Origin of the sequence: Sporosarcina ureilytica, from assembly GCF_001753205.1 — a bacterium.
GTDB lineage: Bacteria > Bacillota > Bacilli > Bacillales_A > Planococcaceae > Sporosarcina > Sporosarcina ureilytica.
The window spans coordinates 944,183-963,272 of sequence record NZ_CP017560.1 but is presented as its reverse complement, the minus strand read 5'-3'; the positions used below and the strand labels follow the sequence as shown (position 1 = coordinate 963,272).

The following is a 19,090-nucleotide window of genomic DNA, read 5'->3' as shown; positions in this document are numbered from 1 at the left end:
CTCCAACTGAATAGACGATAGCACTTTTCAAACAAATCGTTTATTCCTCAGACTCTTCTTCTCCGATTCCTTTTTCCATTGCCTTCCATGCAAGCGTTGCGCATTTAATGCGGGCTGGAAACTTTGCCACACCTGAAAGTGCTTCAATGTCTCCTAAATCGATAGAAGTGTCGTAATCATTACCAAGCATCATTTCTGAAATTGTATCTGCGAGTTGTAACGCTTCTGCCTCAGTTTTCCCTTTCAGCATTTGCGTCATCATTGACGCAGATGCCATGGAAATCGAGCAACCTTCACCTTCAAACTTCGCAGCTTTTACTGTTCCCTCTTCAACTTGCATCGTTAAATGGATCACATCACCACAGGTCGGGTTGTTCATATCGACCGTGACACTGCTCTCATCAAGAACGCCTTTGTTTCTTGGCGTCTTGTAATGATCCATGATAACTGAACGATATAGTTGGTCAAGATTTCTAGACGACATCGCTGAAATACTCCTTTGCAGTCCGGAGTCCATCTACGAGACGATCAACATCTTCTTTTGTATTGTAAACATAGAAACTTGCTCTTGCTGTCGATGAAACATCTAACCACTTCATGAGCGGTTGAGCACAATGGTGACCTGCTCTCACAGCAATTCCATTCATGTCCAATACAGTTGCTAAGTCATGCGGATGAACACCTTCTAGGTTAAATGTAATGACGCCGGCACGCTCGTCGGCATTCATTGGTCCGTAAATGGTCAATCCTTCAACGTCTTTAAAACGTTCAAGCGCATATGCGGCAAGTTCGTGTTCGTGACGTTCGATATTGTCTAGACCAATTTCTTCGAGGAAATCGATCGCTGCACCAAGTCCTACTGCGCCTGCAATAATCGGCGTCCCACCTTCAAACTTCCAAGGCAGTTCTTTCCAAGTCGATTCTTGCAGTCCGACAAAATCAATCATTTCGCCGCCAAACTCTACTGGCTCCATATTTTCAAGTAAACGTTTTTTCCCATAAAGGACACCGATACCAGTCGGCGCACCCATTTTATGTCCGGAAAATGCATAGAAGTCACAGTCTAGTGCTTCCACATCTACTTTAATATGCGGCGCAGCTTGTGCTCCGTCAACGACCATTACTGCACCATGTGCATGTGCTATTTCTGTAATTTCTTGAATCGGGTTAATCGTACCAAGTACGTTTGAAACATGCATAATTGCGACTATTTTAGTCCGATCCGTAATGACTTCACGAACTTTTTCTAACGAAATCGTACCGTCCGCTTCTAAGTCAATATAATTCAGTGTAGCTCCTTTTGCTCTTGCAAGTTGCTGCCACGGAATAATATTCGAGTGATGTTCCATATGTGTAATGACGATTTCATCGCCCTCTTGTACATTCGCTTGCCCGTAACTTTGTGCGACTAGGTTTAAAGCCGTTGTTGTACCGCGCGTGAAAATAATTTCCTTCGTAGACTTTGCGTTAACGAAACGACGGACTTTTTCACGTGCGCCTTCATAAGCTTCTGTTGCACGGTTACCAAGCGTGTGTACACCGCGATGAACGTTCGAGTTTTCATACGTATAATAGTGGCTAATCGCATCAATCACTTGCTGTGGCTTTTGCGATGTTGCCGCACTATCGAGATAAACGAGCGGATGCCCGTTTATCTCTTGGTTTAATATTGGAAAATGATTGCGTATGTCTTTGTTAAGCATTAGCGCACTTTCCTTTCAATAACCTCCGTCAACAGCTTCTTCACACCATCTGATGCTAATTCAGATACGACTGGTGCAAGGAAACCGTGAATGATGAGGCGTTCTGCTTCTTCTTTTGAAATTCCACGGCTCATTAAGTAGAACATTTGAAGTGGATCTACACGTCCAACCGTTGCCGCATGACCTGCTGTTACTTCATCTTCTCTTATGAGTAAAATTGGGTTAGCATCTGCACGTGCGCGGTCATTTAGAATTAACATACGTGACTCTTGCTCAGCATTGGAACCGATGCCGCCTTTTTCAATTTTACCGATACCGTTAAAGATTACTGTTGACTCGTCTTTTACAACGGCGTGCTTTAAAATCATACCGTTTGTATTTTTACCGTAACTAATAATTTCAGTTGTGAAGTTTTGACGTTGTTTTCCGCGACCTACAACAACTGTTTTCAAATCACTATGAGAACCGTCACCAATTAGGTGAGTAATATTCTCAGCAATTGTGTCACTGTCGTTCATTAGCCCAAGCGCCCAGTTTAACTGGCTATCTCTTCCAGTTACACCACGACGGCTAACGAATGTTGTAAAGCCTGTTGGCAATACATCCACAGCACCAAATGTTACTTGCGCATTGTCGCCAGTAAATACTTCAGCTACAATATTCGCTTGTCCTTTAGCTTCAGTTACTGTAGACATATAGTTTTCGATATATGTTAATGAACTGTTTGCCTCTGCAACAACGATAACGTGGTTGAATAAAGACGCTTGTTCATTGTCATGGAAAAACACTGCTTGAATTGGTTCTTCGACAACGACATTTTTCGGTACATAGACGAATACGCCACCGTTCATACATGCAGCATTTAAAGCCGTCAGCTTATGCTCGTCTACTTTTACGCCGTCCGTCATATAATATTTCTTCAACAGCTCTTCATGTTCGCGAGTTGCTGTGAACATGTCTGTGACAATAACACCTTTTGCTTTTAAATCTTCTGAAATTGAAGTGAATGCAGGTGTATTATTATGTTGAACGTAAACGTTATTTTCTTTATCTTCACTCAAGAGTGCGCGTACTTCTTCAGGTAGTTCATTTAGTGTGGAATATACAGTTCCGTCTACCGAATGGATAGGGAATTCTGTAAAGTTCCAACGATCAATCCTTGTTTTATCTGGTTTAGGCATAGGGAGTTGTTCCAATTTCGCAAATGCGTCTGCACGGAAATCTGTCATCCACGCTGCTTCATTCATCTTTTCTGAAAAGGAACGGACATCCTGTTCGGTCAATGCCAATTTTGTTTCAACCGTCATTTTGAATTGTCCCCTTTCTTATGCTTCTTGCTCTGCAGTTTCTGCTTCAATACCAAGTTCTTGGTGTAACCAGTCGTACCCTTCAGCTTCAAGTTTTTGCGCTAACTCAGGACCACCTGATTTCACAACTTTACCTTGCATCATTACGTGTACGTGATCCGGTGTAATGTAGTCAAGTAGGCGCTGATAGTGTGTAATGATTAAGCAACCAAAGTTTTCTCCGCGCATTTCGTTAACACCTTTAGATACGATGCGAAGTGCGTCAATGTCTAAACCGGAGTCGATTTCATCTAGGATTGCAAACTTGGGCTTTAACATCATTAACTGAAGAATTTCGTTACGCTTTTTCTCTCCACCTGAGAATCCTTCGTTTAAATAACGTGTTGCCATATCTTCGTGCATTTCGAGTGTATCCATTTTCGCATCTAACTCACGAATGAAGCCCATAAGTGGAATTTCGTCGCCTTCTTCACGTTTTGCGTTAATTGCTGAACGTAAGAAGTCTGCGTTTGTAACACCAGCTACTTCACTTGGATATTGCATCGCTAGGAATAAACCAGCATTCGCACGCTCGTCTACTTCCATTTCCAGTACATCTTCACCATCTAATGTGACTGAACCTGAAGTGATTTCATATCTAGGGTGACCCATAATCGCTTGCGCGAGAGTTGACTTTCCTGTACCGTTCGGACCCATGATTGCATGGATCTCGTTTGTATTAATCGTCAAATCGACGCCTTTCAAAATTTCCTTGCCTTCGATTTCAACGTGAAGGCCTTTTATTTCTAAAGTTGCCATTCCTATACCTCCAATATGATAAATGCGAATGGATAGCCATTCTCAATTTAGTATAATTCTAATCTTATCCTATAAACGGTCCCCTTGCAAATGTTTGAATTAAACACATTCCAAACGGCTTACTCGTAATTCCCCGCTTATCAATCCTAGTATAGCAAAAGAAATGCTTTTTCTCAATTGACTATTAGTCATTGAGAAAAAGCATTTCTTGAATTCTCTATTTTTTTGTAAATTTATCAACCATAATCGCAATCGCACCGTCACCAGTAACGTTCGTTGCAGTTCCGAAACTATCTTGTGCCATATAGAGTGCAATCATTAAAGCAACCATTGCTTCGCTAAATCCAAGCATAGAACTTAATAGGCCTACTGCAGCCATTACAGCCCCGCCCGGTACACCAGGTGCTGCAATCATTGTGACGCCTAGCATTAAAATAAATGGTAAATACTCTACAAAACTAACTGGCATGCCATTCATCAATAAGACACCAATTGAACAAGATACAAGTGTAATCGTACTCCCCGAAAGATGAATCGTTGCGAATAGCGGAATTGTAAAGTCCGTTACTTTATCGGATGCACCTGTTTTACGTGCTTGTCTTAAAGTAACCGGAATCGTTGCAGCTGAAGATTGCGTTCCTATTGCTGTAAAATAAGCTGGAGACATTGTTTTCATTAAAAAGAAAGGATTCTTTTTCGACATCGCACCAGCAATTGTATATTGAATTGTAAGCATGAGTATATGAAGAATAATAATCATAATAAAAACAACTGCGAAGACAGAAAGTACTTTTCCAACTTCTCCTGTATAGGTCATATTCAGGAAAATCCCTAAAATATGGACAGGTAGTAATGGAATAATTACATAGGAAATCACTTTTTCAATAAGCATTTGCAATTCCTCGAAAACGGGTAACATCGTTTTACTACCGATGGAAGCCATTCCAATTCCGAATAAAAATGCAATGAGAAGTGCAGCCATTACACCCATAATCGGTGGCATTTCAAGCTCAAAAAATGCTGTCCCTGCTTCTCTTGCTGCATCCCCGATATTGTCGCCTGTAACATTTCCAATGAAACCAGGCAAGAACGCCGTTGCAGCAATAAATGCCATAATACCAGCGAAGATTGTAGATGCATAAGCAAATACAGTTGCAAGACCTAGTAGTTTTCCTGATCCTTTTCCAAGCTTAGCAATTCCCGGTGCAATGAACCCAATGATAATTAATGGAACAACAAAATTCAAGAAACCGCCAAACAACATATTAAATGTTGCGAATAGCCTAACAAACCATTTCGCAAACCCTTCGTGAATCCCCGGTAACAATAACCCAAGACCAACCGCTAGTGCTATCGCAATGATAATTCTTCCGATAAGGCCGATTCGTAATTTCAAATCAATTCCCCCTTTATTTTCTAACTATTTGAATATAAGATTAACATATATATTTGAAGAAATAAACATACTTTATACCTATTATTCAAACCCCAATAAGCGAACATTGAAAGGTTATTACCTGAAAGCGTTCGCCTACCAGACACTTCACCATTACTTCACTAATAATAACATTTAAAAAACCCTGTATCACGAACGAGGAAGTTACGCCATCAATCCTTTCCCAAAACCGCGCCCAGGGTAGTTACTCTTAATTAGAAAGGTACCCCCTAGCCCTTTTCTCACACCCCTCCCATATGTACATGATTTCATCTTATGCAATTCCAAAGAAACATATCAATTGAATCCTACGTCATTTAATTATTCTCTTATAATAAGTTAAAGCGCCACTTCGCTTGGAAGTGACGCTTTAGTTTTAAAACTTATTTTACAGGAACAACGATACCTTCCCATTCTTCAAGAATAAAGTCCTGTATTTCCTTTGATCTCAGTACTTCAATCAGAGCTTTAACCTCTTCTTTATCTTCATCACCTTTACGTACCGCAATAATATTCACGTATGGTGAATCTGACTCTTCAATCGCAATCGAATCTTTAAGTGGATTTAAATCCGCGTCAATCGCATAGTTCGAGTTGATGAGCACGGCATCCCCTTCATCATTATTGTAAAGCTGAGGCAATAATGCTGCTTCATAGTTCGCATCGAATTGAATGTTTTTCGGATTATCAACGATGTCCTTCACTTCTGCTTTTGTCTTATCAATACCTTCAGCAAGCTTTATCAAACCCTGTGCTTCAAGCATTGCAAGTACACGACCGTGGTCTGCGACAGAGTTACTCATTAAAATTGTTGCACCTTCCGGCAAGTCTTCAAGGGAATCGTATTTCTTTGAATAAACGCCGATTGGCTCAATGTGAATACCACCGGCATTGACAAAATCATAACCGTGATCCGCAATATTCGACTCTAGGAAAGGAATATGTTGGAAATAGTTAGCATCTAAATCGCCAGACTCCAAATCTTTGTTAGGTAACACATAATCCGTGTATTGCTCAATCACAAGTTCAACGCCTTTTTCTTTCAATAGCGGTTGAGCTTTCTCAAGTATAATTGCATGAGGTGTGTTCGAAGCGCCTACAACTAATGTAGATTCTTTATCACTTTCACTTCCGCTAGTCTTTTCATCATTTTTCGTACCACATGCGACCAATGTTAAAACAAGTGCCGCTAATAAAATTGCTGATAAAAACTTTTTCATTGTATGAACTCCCCTTTTCCTTATTTCTATATGGTGAATAGGCTAAGCCTATTATTCCCTATAATTATCTTTTATCTAATTTTCTCACAGACAAATCTCCAATGATTTGGATAATGAATACGACAATTAAAATTAAAATCGTTGCCACCCAAACGACATCTTCTCGACTTCGTTGGAAACCGTCCAGGAAGGCCAATGTACCGAGCCCGCCCGCGCCAATGACACCAGCCATCGCCGTATATCCAACTAGCGCAATCGCTGTTACTGTAATTCCTGAGATGAGGGCTGGCATTGATTCCGGAATTAACACTTTAAAAATAATTGTAGATGTTTTTGCCCCCATTGACTTCGCTGCTTCAATAACACCTTTATCAATTTCTTGAAGGGCAATCAATACCATTCGTCCGTAAAATGGCGCCGCACCTATAATTAACGCCGGTAAAGCGGCCTCCGGACCGCGAATCGTTCCAAGAAGGAACTTCGTAAACGGAATCAATAATATAATTAAAATGATAAATGGAATGGATCGGAATATATTCACAATGGCGCCAGTAATCGTATGGACAAGTTTATTTGACCATAACTGTCCCGGTCCTGATAAGAATAATAAGACGCCGAGCGCTAATCCAATAACAAACGTAAATAACGTTGACATCACAGTCATATAAAGTGTTTCTACAGTTGCTTCCCACATTTTATCCCAATCGACGTTTGGTAAAAGGTTTTCAATCATTACCAATCACCTCCGTCTGAACATCGTGCTCGTGAAGATAACGAATCGCTTGTTCGATGATTTTATCATCACCAACAAGTTGTAAAATGAGGCTACCGTATGCCCCTGCTTGTGTATGTGAAATATTTCCTTGGACAATATTTACATCAATATTGAACTTTCGGATAAGACTTGCAAGAAGCGGTTGCTCTGTCCTTTCACCAACAAAAGCAAGCCTCACTAGTTTTCCTGTCGGGAACGCTTCTCCAATATGCTCAATTGCCTCTTTCGCATCAGTAGGCTCCGTCAATTGCGCCACAAATCGTTTCGTAATCGGCTCTTTCGGCATTTGGAATACTTCTAGTACATCGCCAATTTCAACAACTTTTCCTGCTTCCATGACTGCTACGCGATGACAAATTTTACGAATCACATGCATTTCATGCGTGATGAGAACGATCGTTAACCCTAAACGTTTATTTATGCCTGTCAATAAATCGAGGATGGCATCCGTGGTTTCCGGGTCTAGCGCTGATGTAGCTTCATCGCAAAGTAATACTTCCGGATCATTTGCAAGTGCACGCGCGATGCCTACTCGTTGCTTTTGCCCTCCTGACAATTGAGACGGATAAGCATTTTCACGGCCGCTCAAACCGACCAACTCAATTAATTCTGCTACTTTTTTCTCTCGTTCCACTTTCGCAACACCCGAAATCTCAAGCGGGAAAGCAATATTTTCTTTCACCGTTCTTGACCATAATAAGTTGAAGTGTTGGAAAATCATACTCACTTTTTGACGCGCCATTCTTAATTGCTTGCCTTTAGTTGAGGAGATTTCTAATCCGCCAACCTTAACCGTTCCAACAGTCGGCATTTCAAGCCCATTTAATAGACGAATTAACGTACTTTTTCCTGCACCACTATAACCGATGATGCCAAATATTTCGCCTTCCTTAACAGAAAGCGTGACGCCATCTACAGCCACAATCTGATTAGCGCCTGTCCCATATTGCTTCACAACTTCATGCAAATGTATCATCTTTTATCCACCTTCATCTAAAAATCCAATTACATAAACGCCTTGTAAAGTTGCGACAAGCGTTTTGAAGTAAAGTCTGTCTCTCACTTAGTATGTTACATTTCGGTAAATTAAAAAGCCTTTCCACCAAGTGAGTAGAAAGGCTTAACGTTTACTTAAAAATCGTTCGTCCATTCTCTCATCTTCCAAAGCAATCGCTTTGCGTGAATTGGCACCAATTCACAAATGTGATGGTTGCCGGGCTTCATAGGGCACTTCCCTCCGCCGCTCTCAATAAGAGTTTTACTATTTTTTTATTATAAACTATAATCTATCACATAATGCCGAATTTTGTCAACCTATCTTTTCAAGCAAGTGAGGAACTGATTGGAAAGCATAGATTTTCTCTTTAATGACACCATCTTCCGCAATAAGTAAACAAGGCACACTTTCAATTTGATAATCGACCGCCAAATCTTCAATATAATTCAAGTCCGCCTTCCCCATCGGTATGCTTTCCCTCATCGCATGAATGACTTCCATCATTTTAGAGGCAACCATACAAGTTCCACAAATTGGCGTATATAAATAAAACAATGCTTTATTTGAACTTTGCATCATCGTTTCCCATTGTTCGCGTGTCCATATCTCCATTACCATCATCCTCATACAGTAAAAATTCTCGGTGAATATTAAAATGGCCTTCCAATTGTTCCGCCAATAGTTCATACGGTGTCGTTTCTACTTCTTTATAAAATTCATTCGTATATAAATGGATTGCCCAAGGGAAGTTTTTTTTGAATAAAGTGCGGATTTTTTCCCCCGTGTCATCTGCATCTACAAAAACAAATAGTTCGCTTGTCTCGTAAGGCTCCATCAATTCATCAAGATGATATTCACTAATCGTACCAAATGTACAAATGATTTGAACAGGTTCAGCAAGGATCCGTTTTAACCGAAAGCGATCCGCTTTACCTTCTACGATAATCACTTTTTGTCGGCCCACACAATCCCTCCATCCTCGTTCATCATCTTATTCAATCGCTATGATGTTTAGTTTTCCATTCATAACCTTTATCATACTCATTTATGCGCAAAATTTCATGCATGAATGGTTGCATGAAAAAAACGTCAGGAATCTCTCCCAACGTTTAGTTTTTCATTGATTACTCAATTGTCATTTTATCGTATTCTTCAGCTGACATGAGTGAATCTAGTTCTGATGCATCTGATGGTTCAACGACAATCATCCATGCTTGCTCGTATGGAGATTCGTTTACAAATTCTGGGCTATCTTCTAACTCTTCGTTCACTTCTACTACTTTACCGCTAATTGGCGCATATAATTCCGAAACTGTTTTAACAGATTCTACGCTACCAAACGGCTCGCCTGCAGTAATATCATCGCCTTCTTCCGGAAGCTCAACGAATACGATATCGCCAAGCTCCGACTGTGCAAAGTGCGTGATACCAATACGGTATTTACCGTCCTCGTCTTTTACCCATTCGTGCTCTTCAGAATACTTAAGTTCTTTTGGTGTGTTCATGTCATAGCCTCCAAATATTCATAGTTTAGTCAATTTCATAATCCAATCTTTTCGCTGCGCCGATACAATCTATAGTTTGGGCAATTATGAAATTGCCTCTGTAGAGTTAAACCGTTCTCAACTATATATTGTATCAGCTTAGCGGTTTTAGGTATTTATGAAATTGACTCAGTTAATTGAATTAATTTCATAACAATACATACTGCAGGAAAATCCGAACAGCCTTCATTTCCATTCTGGGAAGACTCCTTCCACTGCAATTAACGGAAATAGCTTCAAGCAACCGAACTTTCCGAGGTAAACATACCATAACATTCGTGTTTGGTGCCATAATAAATAATTATAAAATTAATTCAGTCTCTTCAATAATGCCATAGTTTCCTCTAAAATACAAGGTTACTTCGTGAATCTACTAACTTATTAGATAACTTCCTCACTTGAAATTCGGAACGATTAGCCCCAAACTTCGTCAAACGTTTCTTCTTTAAAACCTACCGTGGTTTTCCCATCGCCAAATACAATTGGCCTTTTAATCAGCATACCGTTTGAAGCGAGTAAAGCTACTTTTTCTTCGTCCGACAGAGTTGGTAACTTGTCTTTCAATTTTTGTTCACGATAAACTTTCCCACTAACATTGAAAAACTTTTTAATGTCGAGTCCCGAAGTAGCAATCATTTCTTGTAAGGTTTCTGCAGTCGGCGGCGTTTCTACAAGATTCACCTCGGCAAAGTCAATGCCATTGTCCGTTAGCCACTTCTTCGCTTTTCTACACGTGCTGCATTTTGGATATCCGTAATATGTAATTTTCATAAATATCATCCCTCCATTGCTCTCATCATACCAAAAAATCCTTCAGACGCCTTGAAATTCGTCTGAAGGATTGAAGGTATTAAACTGTGTATTTCGCCTCGTCAATCAATTTCGCGGCAGCTTCACGTTTCTTCGCGATAATATTATACGGGGTGGAACGAGTTAATTTACGCAGTGCGGACAGCATCATACGCTGGTTATCGCCTTCTACCGCCGCAAGTAGTGTTTCTTTCGCATCTTTTTCAATCGCTTCGAATGCTTCTTGACAGAAAATTTCAGTGTATAAGATTTTCTGTTTCTCTTTCTCTTCGCCATTCCGTGCAATTGCTTTTTCAGTACGAAGGAGTGCTGATTCCATTGCGAAGATGTTTTGTGCAATATCTGCAATGTTCACTAGCACTTCTTGCTCCGCCTCTAGTTTTGTACCGAAACGCTGTGCGGCAAGACCAGCTGCAAGGAGACCAATTTTTTTCGCATTTTTCACAAGTACTTTTTCTTGTGCAAGTGCCTCTTCACCAATTTCTTCAGGCATCATCATGAGAAGCTCTTCCTGTAAGCTTTGCGCTTTTTGCAGAAGTGGTAATTCACCTTTCATCGCTTTCCTCATAAATGTTCCTGGGATAAGCAGACGGTTAATTTCATTTGTTCCTTCAAAAATACGGTTAATACGGGAGTCTCGGTAAATGCGTTCAACTTCGTATTCCGACATAAATCCGTAACCGCCGTGCAATTGAACCGCTTCGTCTGCGATATAATCTAATACCTCGGAACCGAATACTTTGTTAATCGAGCATTCAATGGCATACTCTGCAATCGATGCTGCAACTGCTTTACCATCTTTTAAATCTTCTTCCGACATCGCACTTTCACGCTCTTCAAAATTACCTACTGTACGGTAAATTAAACTTTCGGCAGCATACAATTTAGAGGCCATCATTGCGATTTTCTCTTTTGTTAAGTTAAATGAAGAAATCGGTGTGTTAAATTGCTTTCGATCATTTGCATAAGAGATTGCTAATTCTAAAGCACGTTTAGAACCTCCAACCGTACCAACGCCTAGTTTATAACGGCCAATATTTAAAATATTAAAGGCAATCACATGCCCACGACCAATTTCTCCTAATAGATTTTCAACCGGTACTTCCGCATCTTGTAAGATTAACGTACGTGTTGAAGATGATTTAATTCCCATTTTCTTTTCTTCAGGTCCTACTGAAACGCCCGGAAAGTCTTTTTCTACGATGAACGTTGAAAATTTATCCCCATCAATTTTTGCATAAACAACGAATACGTCTGCAAATCCTGCGTTTGTGATCCACTGTTTTTCGCCATTTAGAACATAGTGCGTTCCTGCATCATTCAGCTTAGCAGTAGTACTTGCACCGAGTGCATCCGAACCAGAACCTGGCTCAGTTAACGCATACGCAAAGATTTTCTCAGCTGTTGCAGAAACCGGTAAATATTTCCTCTTTTGCTCTTCGTCACCAAAGAGAACGATTGGCAGTGATCCGATTCCAACATGAGCGCCGTGTGTGATAGAAAAACCGCCTGCAACGGACATTTTTTCCGAAATTAATGCAGAAGAAATTTTATCCAAACCAAGACCATCGTACTCTTCAGGAATATCTGCTGCTAATAAACCAAGTTCCCCAGCTTTTTTCAATAGTCTTACAGAGTGCTCAAACTCATGATTTTCTAAGTTTTCAACAACAGGTTTCACTTCTTTTTCAACATATTCTGCCGTCGTTTGTGCAATCATTTTTTGCTCATCCGTAAAGTCTTCTGGTGTAAATACACGTGCCGGCTCAATGTCCTCGATTAAGAATGCGCCGCCTTTAACAAATTCATTTACTTCTACTTGTTTCGTCATTTTAAATTCCTCCCCTTTTTTATGAACATGAACTTTCCTTTTCCCTAAATTGAAATTCAATATTCTAATCTAATTTACAACAAATCATCTTTTCTTGATCCAGCTTCAAGCATCAGTCACTCAGGTCATAAGCAATCTGACTATATGGCAAAACGCGCCACGTCGTCAGCTCGACTTATGCCTGTCGCGCCTAAACGATGCTTTCAGCTTTTCCTATAACATCTCAAATACGCCCGCGGCACCCATACCGCCACCAATACACATCGTGACAACACCGAATTGTTTCTGTTGGCGTTTTAGTTCATTCATAAGACGAATGGTTAAAATTGTACCTGTTGCGCCAAGTGGGTGACCGAGTGCGATGGCGCCGCCGTTGACGTTAACTTTATCCATATCTAGCCCCAGATGGCGAATGACTTGTAAGGATTGTGAAGCGAATGCTTCGTTTAATTCCCACAGGTCGATGTCGTCGATTGTTAATCCGGCTAATTTTAATGCTTTTGGAACGGCTTCAATTGGGCCAATTCCCATCACTTCTGGTGGGACGCCTCCTACAGCAAATGAACGGAACTTTGCAATGGGTGTAAGTCCTTCTGCTTCAGCAACTTCACGATCCATAATGAGCACTGCACCTGCACCGTCAGAAGTTTGGGATGCATTTCCAGCTGTGACGGAACCAGTAACTGAAAAGGCTGGTCGTAATTTGCCAAGTACCTCTTCTGTCGTACCATGACGAACGCCTTCATCCATTTCAAAAGTGAACTTCTTTTCATGAAGCTTTCCATTGTCGTCAACGCTTCTTTTTACAACGTCGACCGGTACAATTTCATCAACAAATTTTCCAGCTTCGATTGCCGCCGCTGCTAGTTCATGCGACCGTACTGCGAATGCATCTTGGTCCGCACGGCTGACATCGTACTTCTTGGCAACTTGTTCCGCTGTATGCCCCATCCCCATATAATATTCCGGTGCAGTTTCAGCTAATCGCGCATTAGGACGTACGGTATTGCCCATCATAGGTACCATACTCATCGATTCTGCTCCGCCTGCTAGCATTGCCTTTGAATGACCAAGCATAATTCTTTCAGCACCGTAAGCGATAGACTGAAGTCCAGATGAACAAAACCGGTTAATCGTAATCGCTGGTGTTGTATCTGGGAGTCCGGCAAGTGCCCCGATATTTCTTGCCATATTCATCCCTTGTTCCGCTTCGGGCATCGCACAACCGATAATTAAATCATCAATTGCACCGTCATAACCACCAGCGCGTTTTAACGTTTCCTTTACTGCTAGTGCCCCTAAATCATCTGGACGCACGGTTGCAAGAGAACCTCTTTTCGCTCTCCCTACCGGTGTTCTCGCCCCGGCTACAATCACTGCTTCACGCATGATAAATTCCTCCCTTTTCCAATCTTCCTATCGATCCAGCTTCAACCGCGCCAAATGCTCGAGTCATAAGTCACATCAACTCCGTGACGAAAAACGGGCCACTGCGTTGCTTCGCCTTATGCTTGTCGCATCTAAACGGCGGTTTCAGCTTTTATTATTCAATTACGAAGTGGCTTCCCTTTTATGAGCATGTGTTGCATACGTTGCTGCGATAGTGGATCCGCCACTAGGCTTAAGAACGCTTCACGTTCTAAATCCAATAAATATTGCTCATCAACGAACGTGCCGTATGGAACATTTCCACCCGCAATGACATACGCAAGTTTTTTCGCGATTTTCAAATCGTGTTCGCTAATATAGCCCGATAAATGCATGGCTTCCGCGCCAAGTAACAATGTCGCATAGCCTGATTCTCCGGTTACTGGAACTTTTTCGTGTTTCGGTGCTTTGTATCCGTTCTCATATAACGCAAGCGCCACTTGTTTCGCATCATAAATTTGATGGTCACCGTTTACACTAATGCCATCCGCAAAATCTAAGAAGTTATTGTCGCGCGCTTCATCGCCAGAAGTTGAAACTTTCGCCATCGCAATTGTTTCAAATACTTTATTGGCAATGTTTTGGTAATCCACGTCCACGCCATTCGGTAAACCTTTCAAATGCTTCGTATATAAGTTGATGTTTCCGGCCCCGCCCGGAATTAACCCAACGCCGACTTCGACAAGTCCCATATATGTTTCGGTTGTCGCTTGAATATGTGCAGCTGGTAAACAAACCTCCGCGCCCCCGCCAAGCGTCATCGCAAATGGTGCAGCAACAACAGGCTTTTTCGCATATTTAATGTTCATCATCGCTTGTTGGAATGAACGAATGACATAGTCTAATTCAAAGATATTGTCGTCTTGCGCCTCCATTAAAATTAAGCCAAGATTGGCACCCACACAGAAGTTTTTCCCTTGGTTTCCAATGACGAGTCCTTTATAGTTTTTCTCTACTTCTTCAATCGCAAAGTTAATCATTTGAATAATGTCTAAGCCAATCGCATTCGATTGCGAATGGAATTCTAATAGCGCAACCCCGTCGCCTAGGTCAATTAAGCTCGCACCTGAATTTTTCTTAATGACACCATGCTTCTTTTTATATTGTTTTAAATCAATCACTTTTTCATTAACAGGCACTGACTCATAAGTTTCTCCATTAAAGAAGAACTGTTCGCCATCTTCTTCCTTATAAAAAGTTTCATAGCCTTTCTCTAATAAACTTTGAACAAAGCTTGGAATTTCAAACCCTTCTGCTTTCATCTTTTCTACGGATGTTTTCACACCGATGGCATCCCATGTTTCAAACGGGCCTTGTTGCCAGCCGAAGCCCCATTTCATTGCATTGTCAATCGCGACAATATCATCAGCAATTTCTCCGTTTAATTCAGCTGAATAAAGAAGTGTTGGTGCAAAGATATTCCATAAAATTTCCCCTGTACGGTCTTCTGCATAAACGAGTGTTTTTACTCGATTCGCAAGTCCTCTTTGCTGTTTTGCCATTTCAATTGAAGGCGTTTTCATTTTTTTCGTTGGAACGTAGTCAAAGGTTTCACGATCTAGTTCTAAAATTTCTTTGCCTTTTTTCACGTAAAAACCTTGTTTTGTTTTTGCACCAAGCCATCCGTTCTCCACCATTTTTCTCATGAATTCAGGTGTATCAAATACTTGTTGCTCTTCGCCTTCTGTGTGGTCATAAACATTTCTCGCGACATGAACGAATGTATCTAATCCAACAACATCCAGCGTTCTAAATGTCGCTGATTTCGGTCGACCAATTAACGTTCCTGTCACGGAGTCAACTTCCCCAATTGAATAACCGCGTTTTTCCATTTCACGCAAAGTTACTAACAAACCGTATGTGCCAATGCGGTTGGCAATAAAATTTGGCGTATCTTTGGCGATAACGACACCTTTTCCTAACGTATCTTCCCCAAAGCGAACCATGAAATCGACAACTTCTGGTGCAGTCGTACTTGCTGGAATCACTTCTAACAACTTCAAATAACGTGGTGGGTTAAAAAAGTGCGTGCCTAAGAAATGCTCTTGGAAATCTTCCGAACGCCCTTCCATCATCGCCTCAATGCTAATACCCGATGTATTGGAAGTGACAATCGTTCCAGCTGAGCGTACCGCATCAATTTTTTCATATAGGCTTTTCTTCACGTCTAAGTTTTCAACAACTACTTCAATAATCCAATCAACATCTTTTAATTTGTCTACATCATCTTCTAAATTTCCTGCCTCGATAAGCGACAAATTCTTTTTCGACGTTAATGGTGCAGGTTTTTGTTTGGTTAATTTTTGTAAAGCACCTGCTGCAAATCGATTCCGCACTTGACGATCCTCTAATGTAAGTCCCTGCTTTTCTTCGTCGGCTGTTAATTGCCCAGGGACGATGTCTAGTAAAAGTGCTGGAATCCCGATATTCGCAAGATGTGCTGCAATACCAGACCCCATTACACCTGAACCTAAAACTGCTGCCTTTTTTATTTGATAAGCCACGTGTCCTGCCTCCCTTTACCCCTTTTGAATGAATACTCATTCATTATTATTCAAAAAAATATAGAAACAACCTCTATGAATATTATTGTAATCTATCATTCTTGTTTTCGCAATATTTTTATTTGAAAAACACAGAATTAATGAATCACCGTTCATATTGTTTTATATGTTTGTTTAGCGTGAAAAGTGCTAGCATATAATAAAACAAAGCATTTTTTTCAAGGAGCTTTTTATGAAAAATATTCTCGCTTTAAAGAAAAAATCGCAGTTCGATCCCGACATTCATAAACGTTATCGCGCTTCTGCATGTGGTCCAGTTACAGCCTATACGATTCTTGATTATTATTTTCCTAACCATTTTCAAGATATTAATCAATTATATAAACGGCTAGGGGGAACGGCAATTGGCTTATTTACATGGCGTTTCGTCCGCAATCTTGCTAAAATACTTGGAGATGATTGGGTAGTAGCAGCTTGTTCAATTGAAGAAGTGAAAAGACAAATCGATAAAGGTAATCCGGTCGCAGCGAAATTTGACAAATGGTTTAGATGGAAGTGGCGCGGCCGGTATTCCTTCGACTATCATTGGGTACCTGTCGTTGGTTATGAGGAATGTGAATACGGATTGATGCTCTTTATTCACGATAATGGGAGTAAAAATCGTCCTTGCCAAATTCGTAAAGTACCATATGCCCCAAATCGGGACATTTTGACCTTTGTGAAAGTATATAAAAAAATACGCCAACAAGACGATTTGTAACTGTCTCGTTGGCGTATTTGTTAATTCGTTACATAAAGTGAATTTGCATGTCTCATGACAAGTGAATAACCTAATTGTTCAAGCGTTTGTTTCACATGATCATCGTAATTCGGAATGGGCATTTCCTCGAGTGATGCTTCTACTTCCAAATCGCAATGAATTTCTGCCAGTTTTCTCGAAAGCATGAGCATGTCCATACCTTCTTCAATTCTTTTTCGACGTGCCGGGGTTAATTCATCTAGCGCAGCAACAACACCGTCAACAGAACCATACTGTTTAATAAGCGTAAGCGCGGTTTTCGGACCGATGCCTTTCACCCCTGGATAACCATCGGCTGTGTCCCCAGTAAATGCTTTTTTATCGATATACTGTAAAGGTGTAATGCCGTATTCTTCTACAAAACGGTCTTCCGTGTAAATATCATATTCGCTATACCCTTTTTTAATCAAGGCAATATTGACGCCTGGACGAAGCAATTGCAGTAAATCTCTATCGCCGCTGACGACTGTAATTTCGGCTTTCCCGTCCCAATGAGTAATCATTGAACCGATTAAATCATCAGCTTCCATCCCTTTTTCCCCGTAATTTTTCCAGCCAATTAATGCAGATGCATCTCGCGCCATATCAAACTGTGGCACAAGCTCCTCAGGTGGTGCTGGACGATTCGCTTTGTATCCATCAAACAAATCGTTGCGGAATGTGTGCGCCCCCATATCCCAGCAAACTGCCATATGGGTCGGTTTAAAAATCGATGCCGCCGTCATCGTGTGGCGTGCGAATCCTTGAACCCCATTCGTCGGCACACCTGCATCATTCGGAAAAAAGTGTCCCATTGCCGAAGTTGCAAAAAAGGAACGAAATAAAAGCGCCATGCCATCTATAATCAGAATATGTGGTTTTTCTTCTGTCATCAATTTATGTTAGCCTCCAATTGCTATCTAGTCTCTTTACATTATAGCAAACTTTCATGCCATCGAACGTAGATTTAAACAATCGACGTAAGCATAAGTAAAAGTAAAAATAGTAAACAAGTCCACCGTAAGATAAACATGTGTAACTCCCCCTGGTTAATTATGTACGGTTGGAAGTTAAAAAGATTCATCCTTCAACATCGTTGTTGACCGAATGAATCTTTTCAATAAAATATGAATGAAGCAGTTCCCGTAACAGACCGACGTTGTAACTAGTTACCCCTTCTTCACTAACTTCGCCTGAACAACTAGCCTTCCGTCATTCGGGTCAAGTTCATAATCACATGTCGACAATGTTAAAATGTGATCATCCGGATTTACTTCTACGTCAGTTTCATACATAGATTTTTCGCGAATGCCTGTAAGCAACTGTTCGTACTCCGTGTCACTTGCAAAATCAGTTTGTATATAATCAAAGTCCGTCTTTGTAATGTAAACAGCGAATATTTCAGCTATATAACTATCATACAACGTATCAAACTCGAATGTTTTGTGAGTCTTAAAAAAGTCCTTATCTTGAAACTTCGTTAATTGTTCGAACATGGAACCGTCCTTCACCCGATGGCCATAGATAATCGTATTTAGACTTGGGTTTTGTACGTCATTCCGAAAATCCATAAAAATACTGCCCGCAATGTTTTTCTCTTTATAAAAATTTCTATTTAAATAATCAACATTATTATCCGCTTGTAAAATAGGATAATCAATTTGTGTCCCCTCAATCGTAATCCAGCCGACAAGTTCATCGTTTTCTTTTAACAACCTGTCAAATCCGGAACGAATCGAATTGGACTCACTAGCATATTCACCATCAATGATGGGATTATCCGAATTGTAGAATGTTTCCTGGAGATTGTTTAACACTTTTCGGTTTTTATAGTAATCTATCGCCGTATCAATCAAACCATAAGCCGCATAAATAAACACACCTACACATAACCAGGTGAGTATGATTGATAAAGTTTTCTTCGTCTTCGTGTTCATCAACATATCCCTCCAGGTATCAC

The 19,090-nt window shown here is 40.6% G+C and carries 18 protein-coding genes and 1 riboswitch; of the genes, 1 reads left to right on the top strand and 17 read right to left on the bottom strand.

The features are described from left to right. Positions 1–40 precede the first annotated feature (40 nt). From sufU to BI350_RS04790, 15 genes are all read right to left on the bottom strand, one after another. Positions 41–484, bottom strand: coding sequence for a Fe-S cluster assembly sulfur transfer protein SufU (gene sufU, locus BI350_RS04860; protein ID WP_075527090.1), 444 nt, complete (start codon positions 482–484; stop codon positions 41–43). Beyond that, positions 474–1,703: a cysteine desulfurase gene (locus BI350_RS04855; protein WP_075527089.1), complete on the bottom strand. Its 1,230-nt coding sequence runs from the start codon at positions 1,701–1,703 to the stop codon at positions 474–476. Before BI350_RS04855 ends, sufU begins: the two co-directional genes overlap by 11 nt. After that, entirely contained in the window at positions 1,703–3,010 is a 1,308-nt protein-coding gene (gene sufD, locus BI350_RS04850; RefSeq protein WP_075527088.1) for a Fe-S cluster assembly protein SufD, read from the bottom strand. The genes BI350_RS04855 and sufD overlap by 1 nt, the downstream gene beginning before the upstream one ends. 18 nt (positions 3,011–3,028) lie before the next feature. Continuing rightward, complete coding sequence (gene sufC, locus BI350_RS04845; RefSeq protein WP_075527087.1) at positions 3,029–3,808, bottom strand: Fe-S cluster assembly ATPase SufC; 780 nt, start codon at positions 3,806–3,808, stop codon at positions 3,029–3,031. Between the two features lie 217 nt (positions 3,809–4,025). Continuing rightward, positions 4,026–5,204, bottom strand: a complete 1,179-nt coding sequence (locus tag BI350_RS04840) for a dicarboxylate/amino acid:cation symporter (RefSeq protein WP_075527086.1) — start codon at positions 5,202–5,204, stop codon at positions 4,026–4,028. Positions 5,205–5,626: 422 nt separating this feature from the next. Continuing rightward, complete coding sequence (locus tag BI350_RS04835) at positions 5,627–6,463, bottom strand: MetQ/NlpA family ABC transporter substrate-binding protein (protein WP_075527085.1); 837 nt, start codon at positions 6,461–6,463, stop codon at positions 5,627–5,629. Between the two features lie 64 nt (positions 6,464–6,527). Beyond that, entirely contained in the window at positions 6,528–7,196 is a 669-nt protein-coding gene (locus BI350_RS04830; RefSeq protein ID WP_075527084.1) for a methionine ABC transporter permease, read from the bottom strand. Next, entirely contained in the window at positions 7,189–8,214 is a 1,026-nt protein-coding gene (locus BI350_RS04825) for a methionine ABC transporter ATP-binding protein (RefSeq protein WP_075527083.1), read from the bottom strand. The genes BI350_RS04830 and BI350_RS04825 overlap by 8 nt, the downstream gene beginning before the upstream one ends. Positions 8,215–8,389: 175 nt before the next feature. Further along, positions 8,390–8,494: riboswitch (SAM riboswitch) on the bottom strand. Positions 8,495–8,547: 53 nt separating this feature from the next. Then, positions 8,548–8,847: a thioredoxin family protein gene (locus BI350_RS04820; protein ID WP_075527082.1), complete on the bottom strand. Its 300-nt coding sequence runs from the start codon at positions 8,845–8,847 to the stop codon at positions 8,548–8,550. After that, positions 8,795–9,199 carry a toprim domain-containing protein gene (locus tag BI350_RS04815; protein WP_075527081.1) on the bottom strand — a complete coding sequence of 135 codons (405 nt, stop codon included), beginning with the start codon at positions 9,197–9,199 and terminating at the stop codon, positions 8,795–8,797. The genes BI350_RS04820 and BI350_RS04815 overlap by 53 nt, the downstream gene beginning before the upstream one ends. A gap of 160 nt (positions 9,200–9,359) precedes the next feature. Further along, positions 9,360–9,740 (bottom strand): glycine cleavage system protein GcvH, encoded by a 381-nt coding sequence (gene gcvH / locus BI350_RS04810; RefSeq protein WP_075527080.1) that lies wholly within the window; start codon positions 9,738–9,740, stop codon positions 9,360–9,362. A 453-nt stretch (positions 9,741–10,193) separates the two neighbouring features. Next, positions 10,194–10,550, bottom strand: a complete 357-nt coding sequence (locus tag BI350_RS04805; RefSeq protein ID WP_211117170.1) for an arsenate reductase family protein — start codon at positions 10,548–10,550, stop codon at positions 10,194–10,196. 79 nt (positions 10,551–10,629) lie between these two features. Further along, complete coding sequence (locus BI350_RS04800) at positions 10,630–12,420, bottom strand: acyl-CoA dehydrogenase family protein (protein ID WP_075527078.1); 1,791 nt, start codon at positions 12,418–12,420, stop codon at positions 10,630–10,632. Positions 12,421–12,633: 213 nt separating this feature from the next. Then, entirely contained in the window at positions 12,634–13,809 is a 1,176-nt protein-coding gene (locus BI350_RS04795; protein WP_075527077.1) for an acetyl-CoA C-acetyltransferase, read from the bottom strand. Positions 13,810–13,967: 158 nt separating this feature from the next. Then, positions 13,968–16,352, bottom strand: coding sequence for a 3-hydroxyacyl-CoA dehydrogenase/enoyl-CoA hydratase family protein (locus BI350_RS04790; RefSeq protein WP_075527076.1), 2,385 nt, complete (start codon positions 16,350–16,352; stop codon positions 13,968–13,970). 232 nt (positions 16,353–16,584) lie between these two features. Between BI350_RS04790 and BI350_RS04785 the strand changes: the two genes are divergently transcribed. Beyond that, on the top strand, positions 16,585–17,112 hold the full coding sequence (locus tag BI350_RS04785; RefSeq protein WP_075527075.1) for a C39 family peptidase: 528 nt from the start codon (positions 16,585–16,587) through the stop codon (positions 17,110–17,112). A gap of 20 nt (positions 17,113–17,132) precedes the next feature. On the opposite strand, the gene BI350_RS04780 is transcribed toward BI350_RS04785, so the two are convergent. Further along, positions 17,133–18,023: a 5'-3' exonuclease gene (locus tag BI350_RS04780; protein WP_075529238.1), complete on the bottom strand. Its 891-nt coding sequence runs from the start codon at positions 18,021–18,023 to the stop codon at positions 17,133–17,135. Positions 18,024–18,299: 276 nt separating this feature from the next. After that, positions 18,300–19,073, bottom strand: a complete 774-nt coding sequence (srtB, locus tag BI350_RS04775) for a class B sortase (RefSeq protein ID WP_425423240.1) — start codon at positions 19,071–19,073, stop codon at positions 18,300–18,302. Positions 19,074–19,090: the final 17 nt, after the last annotated feature.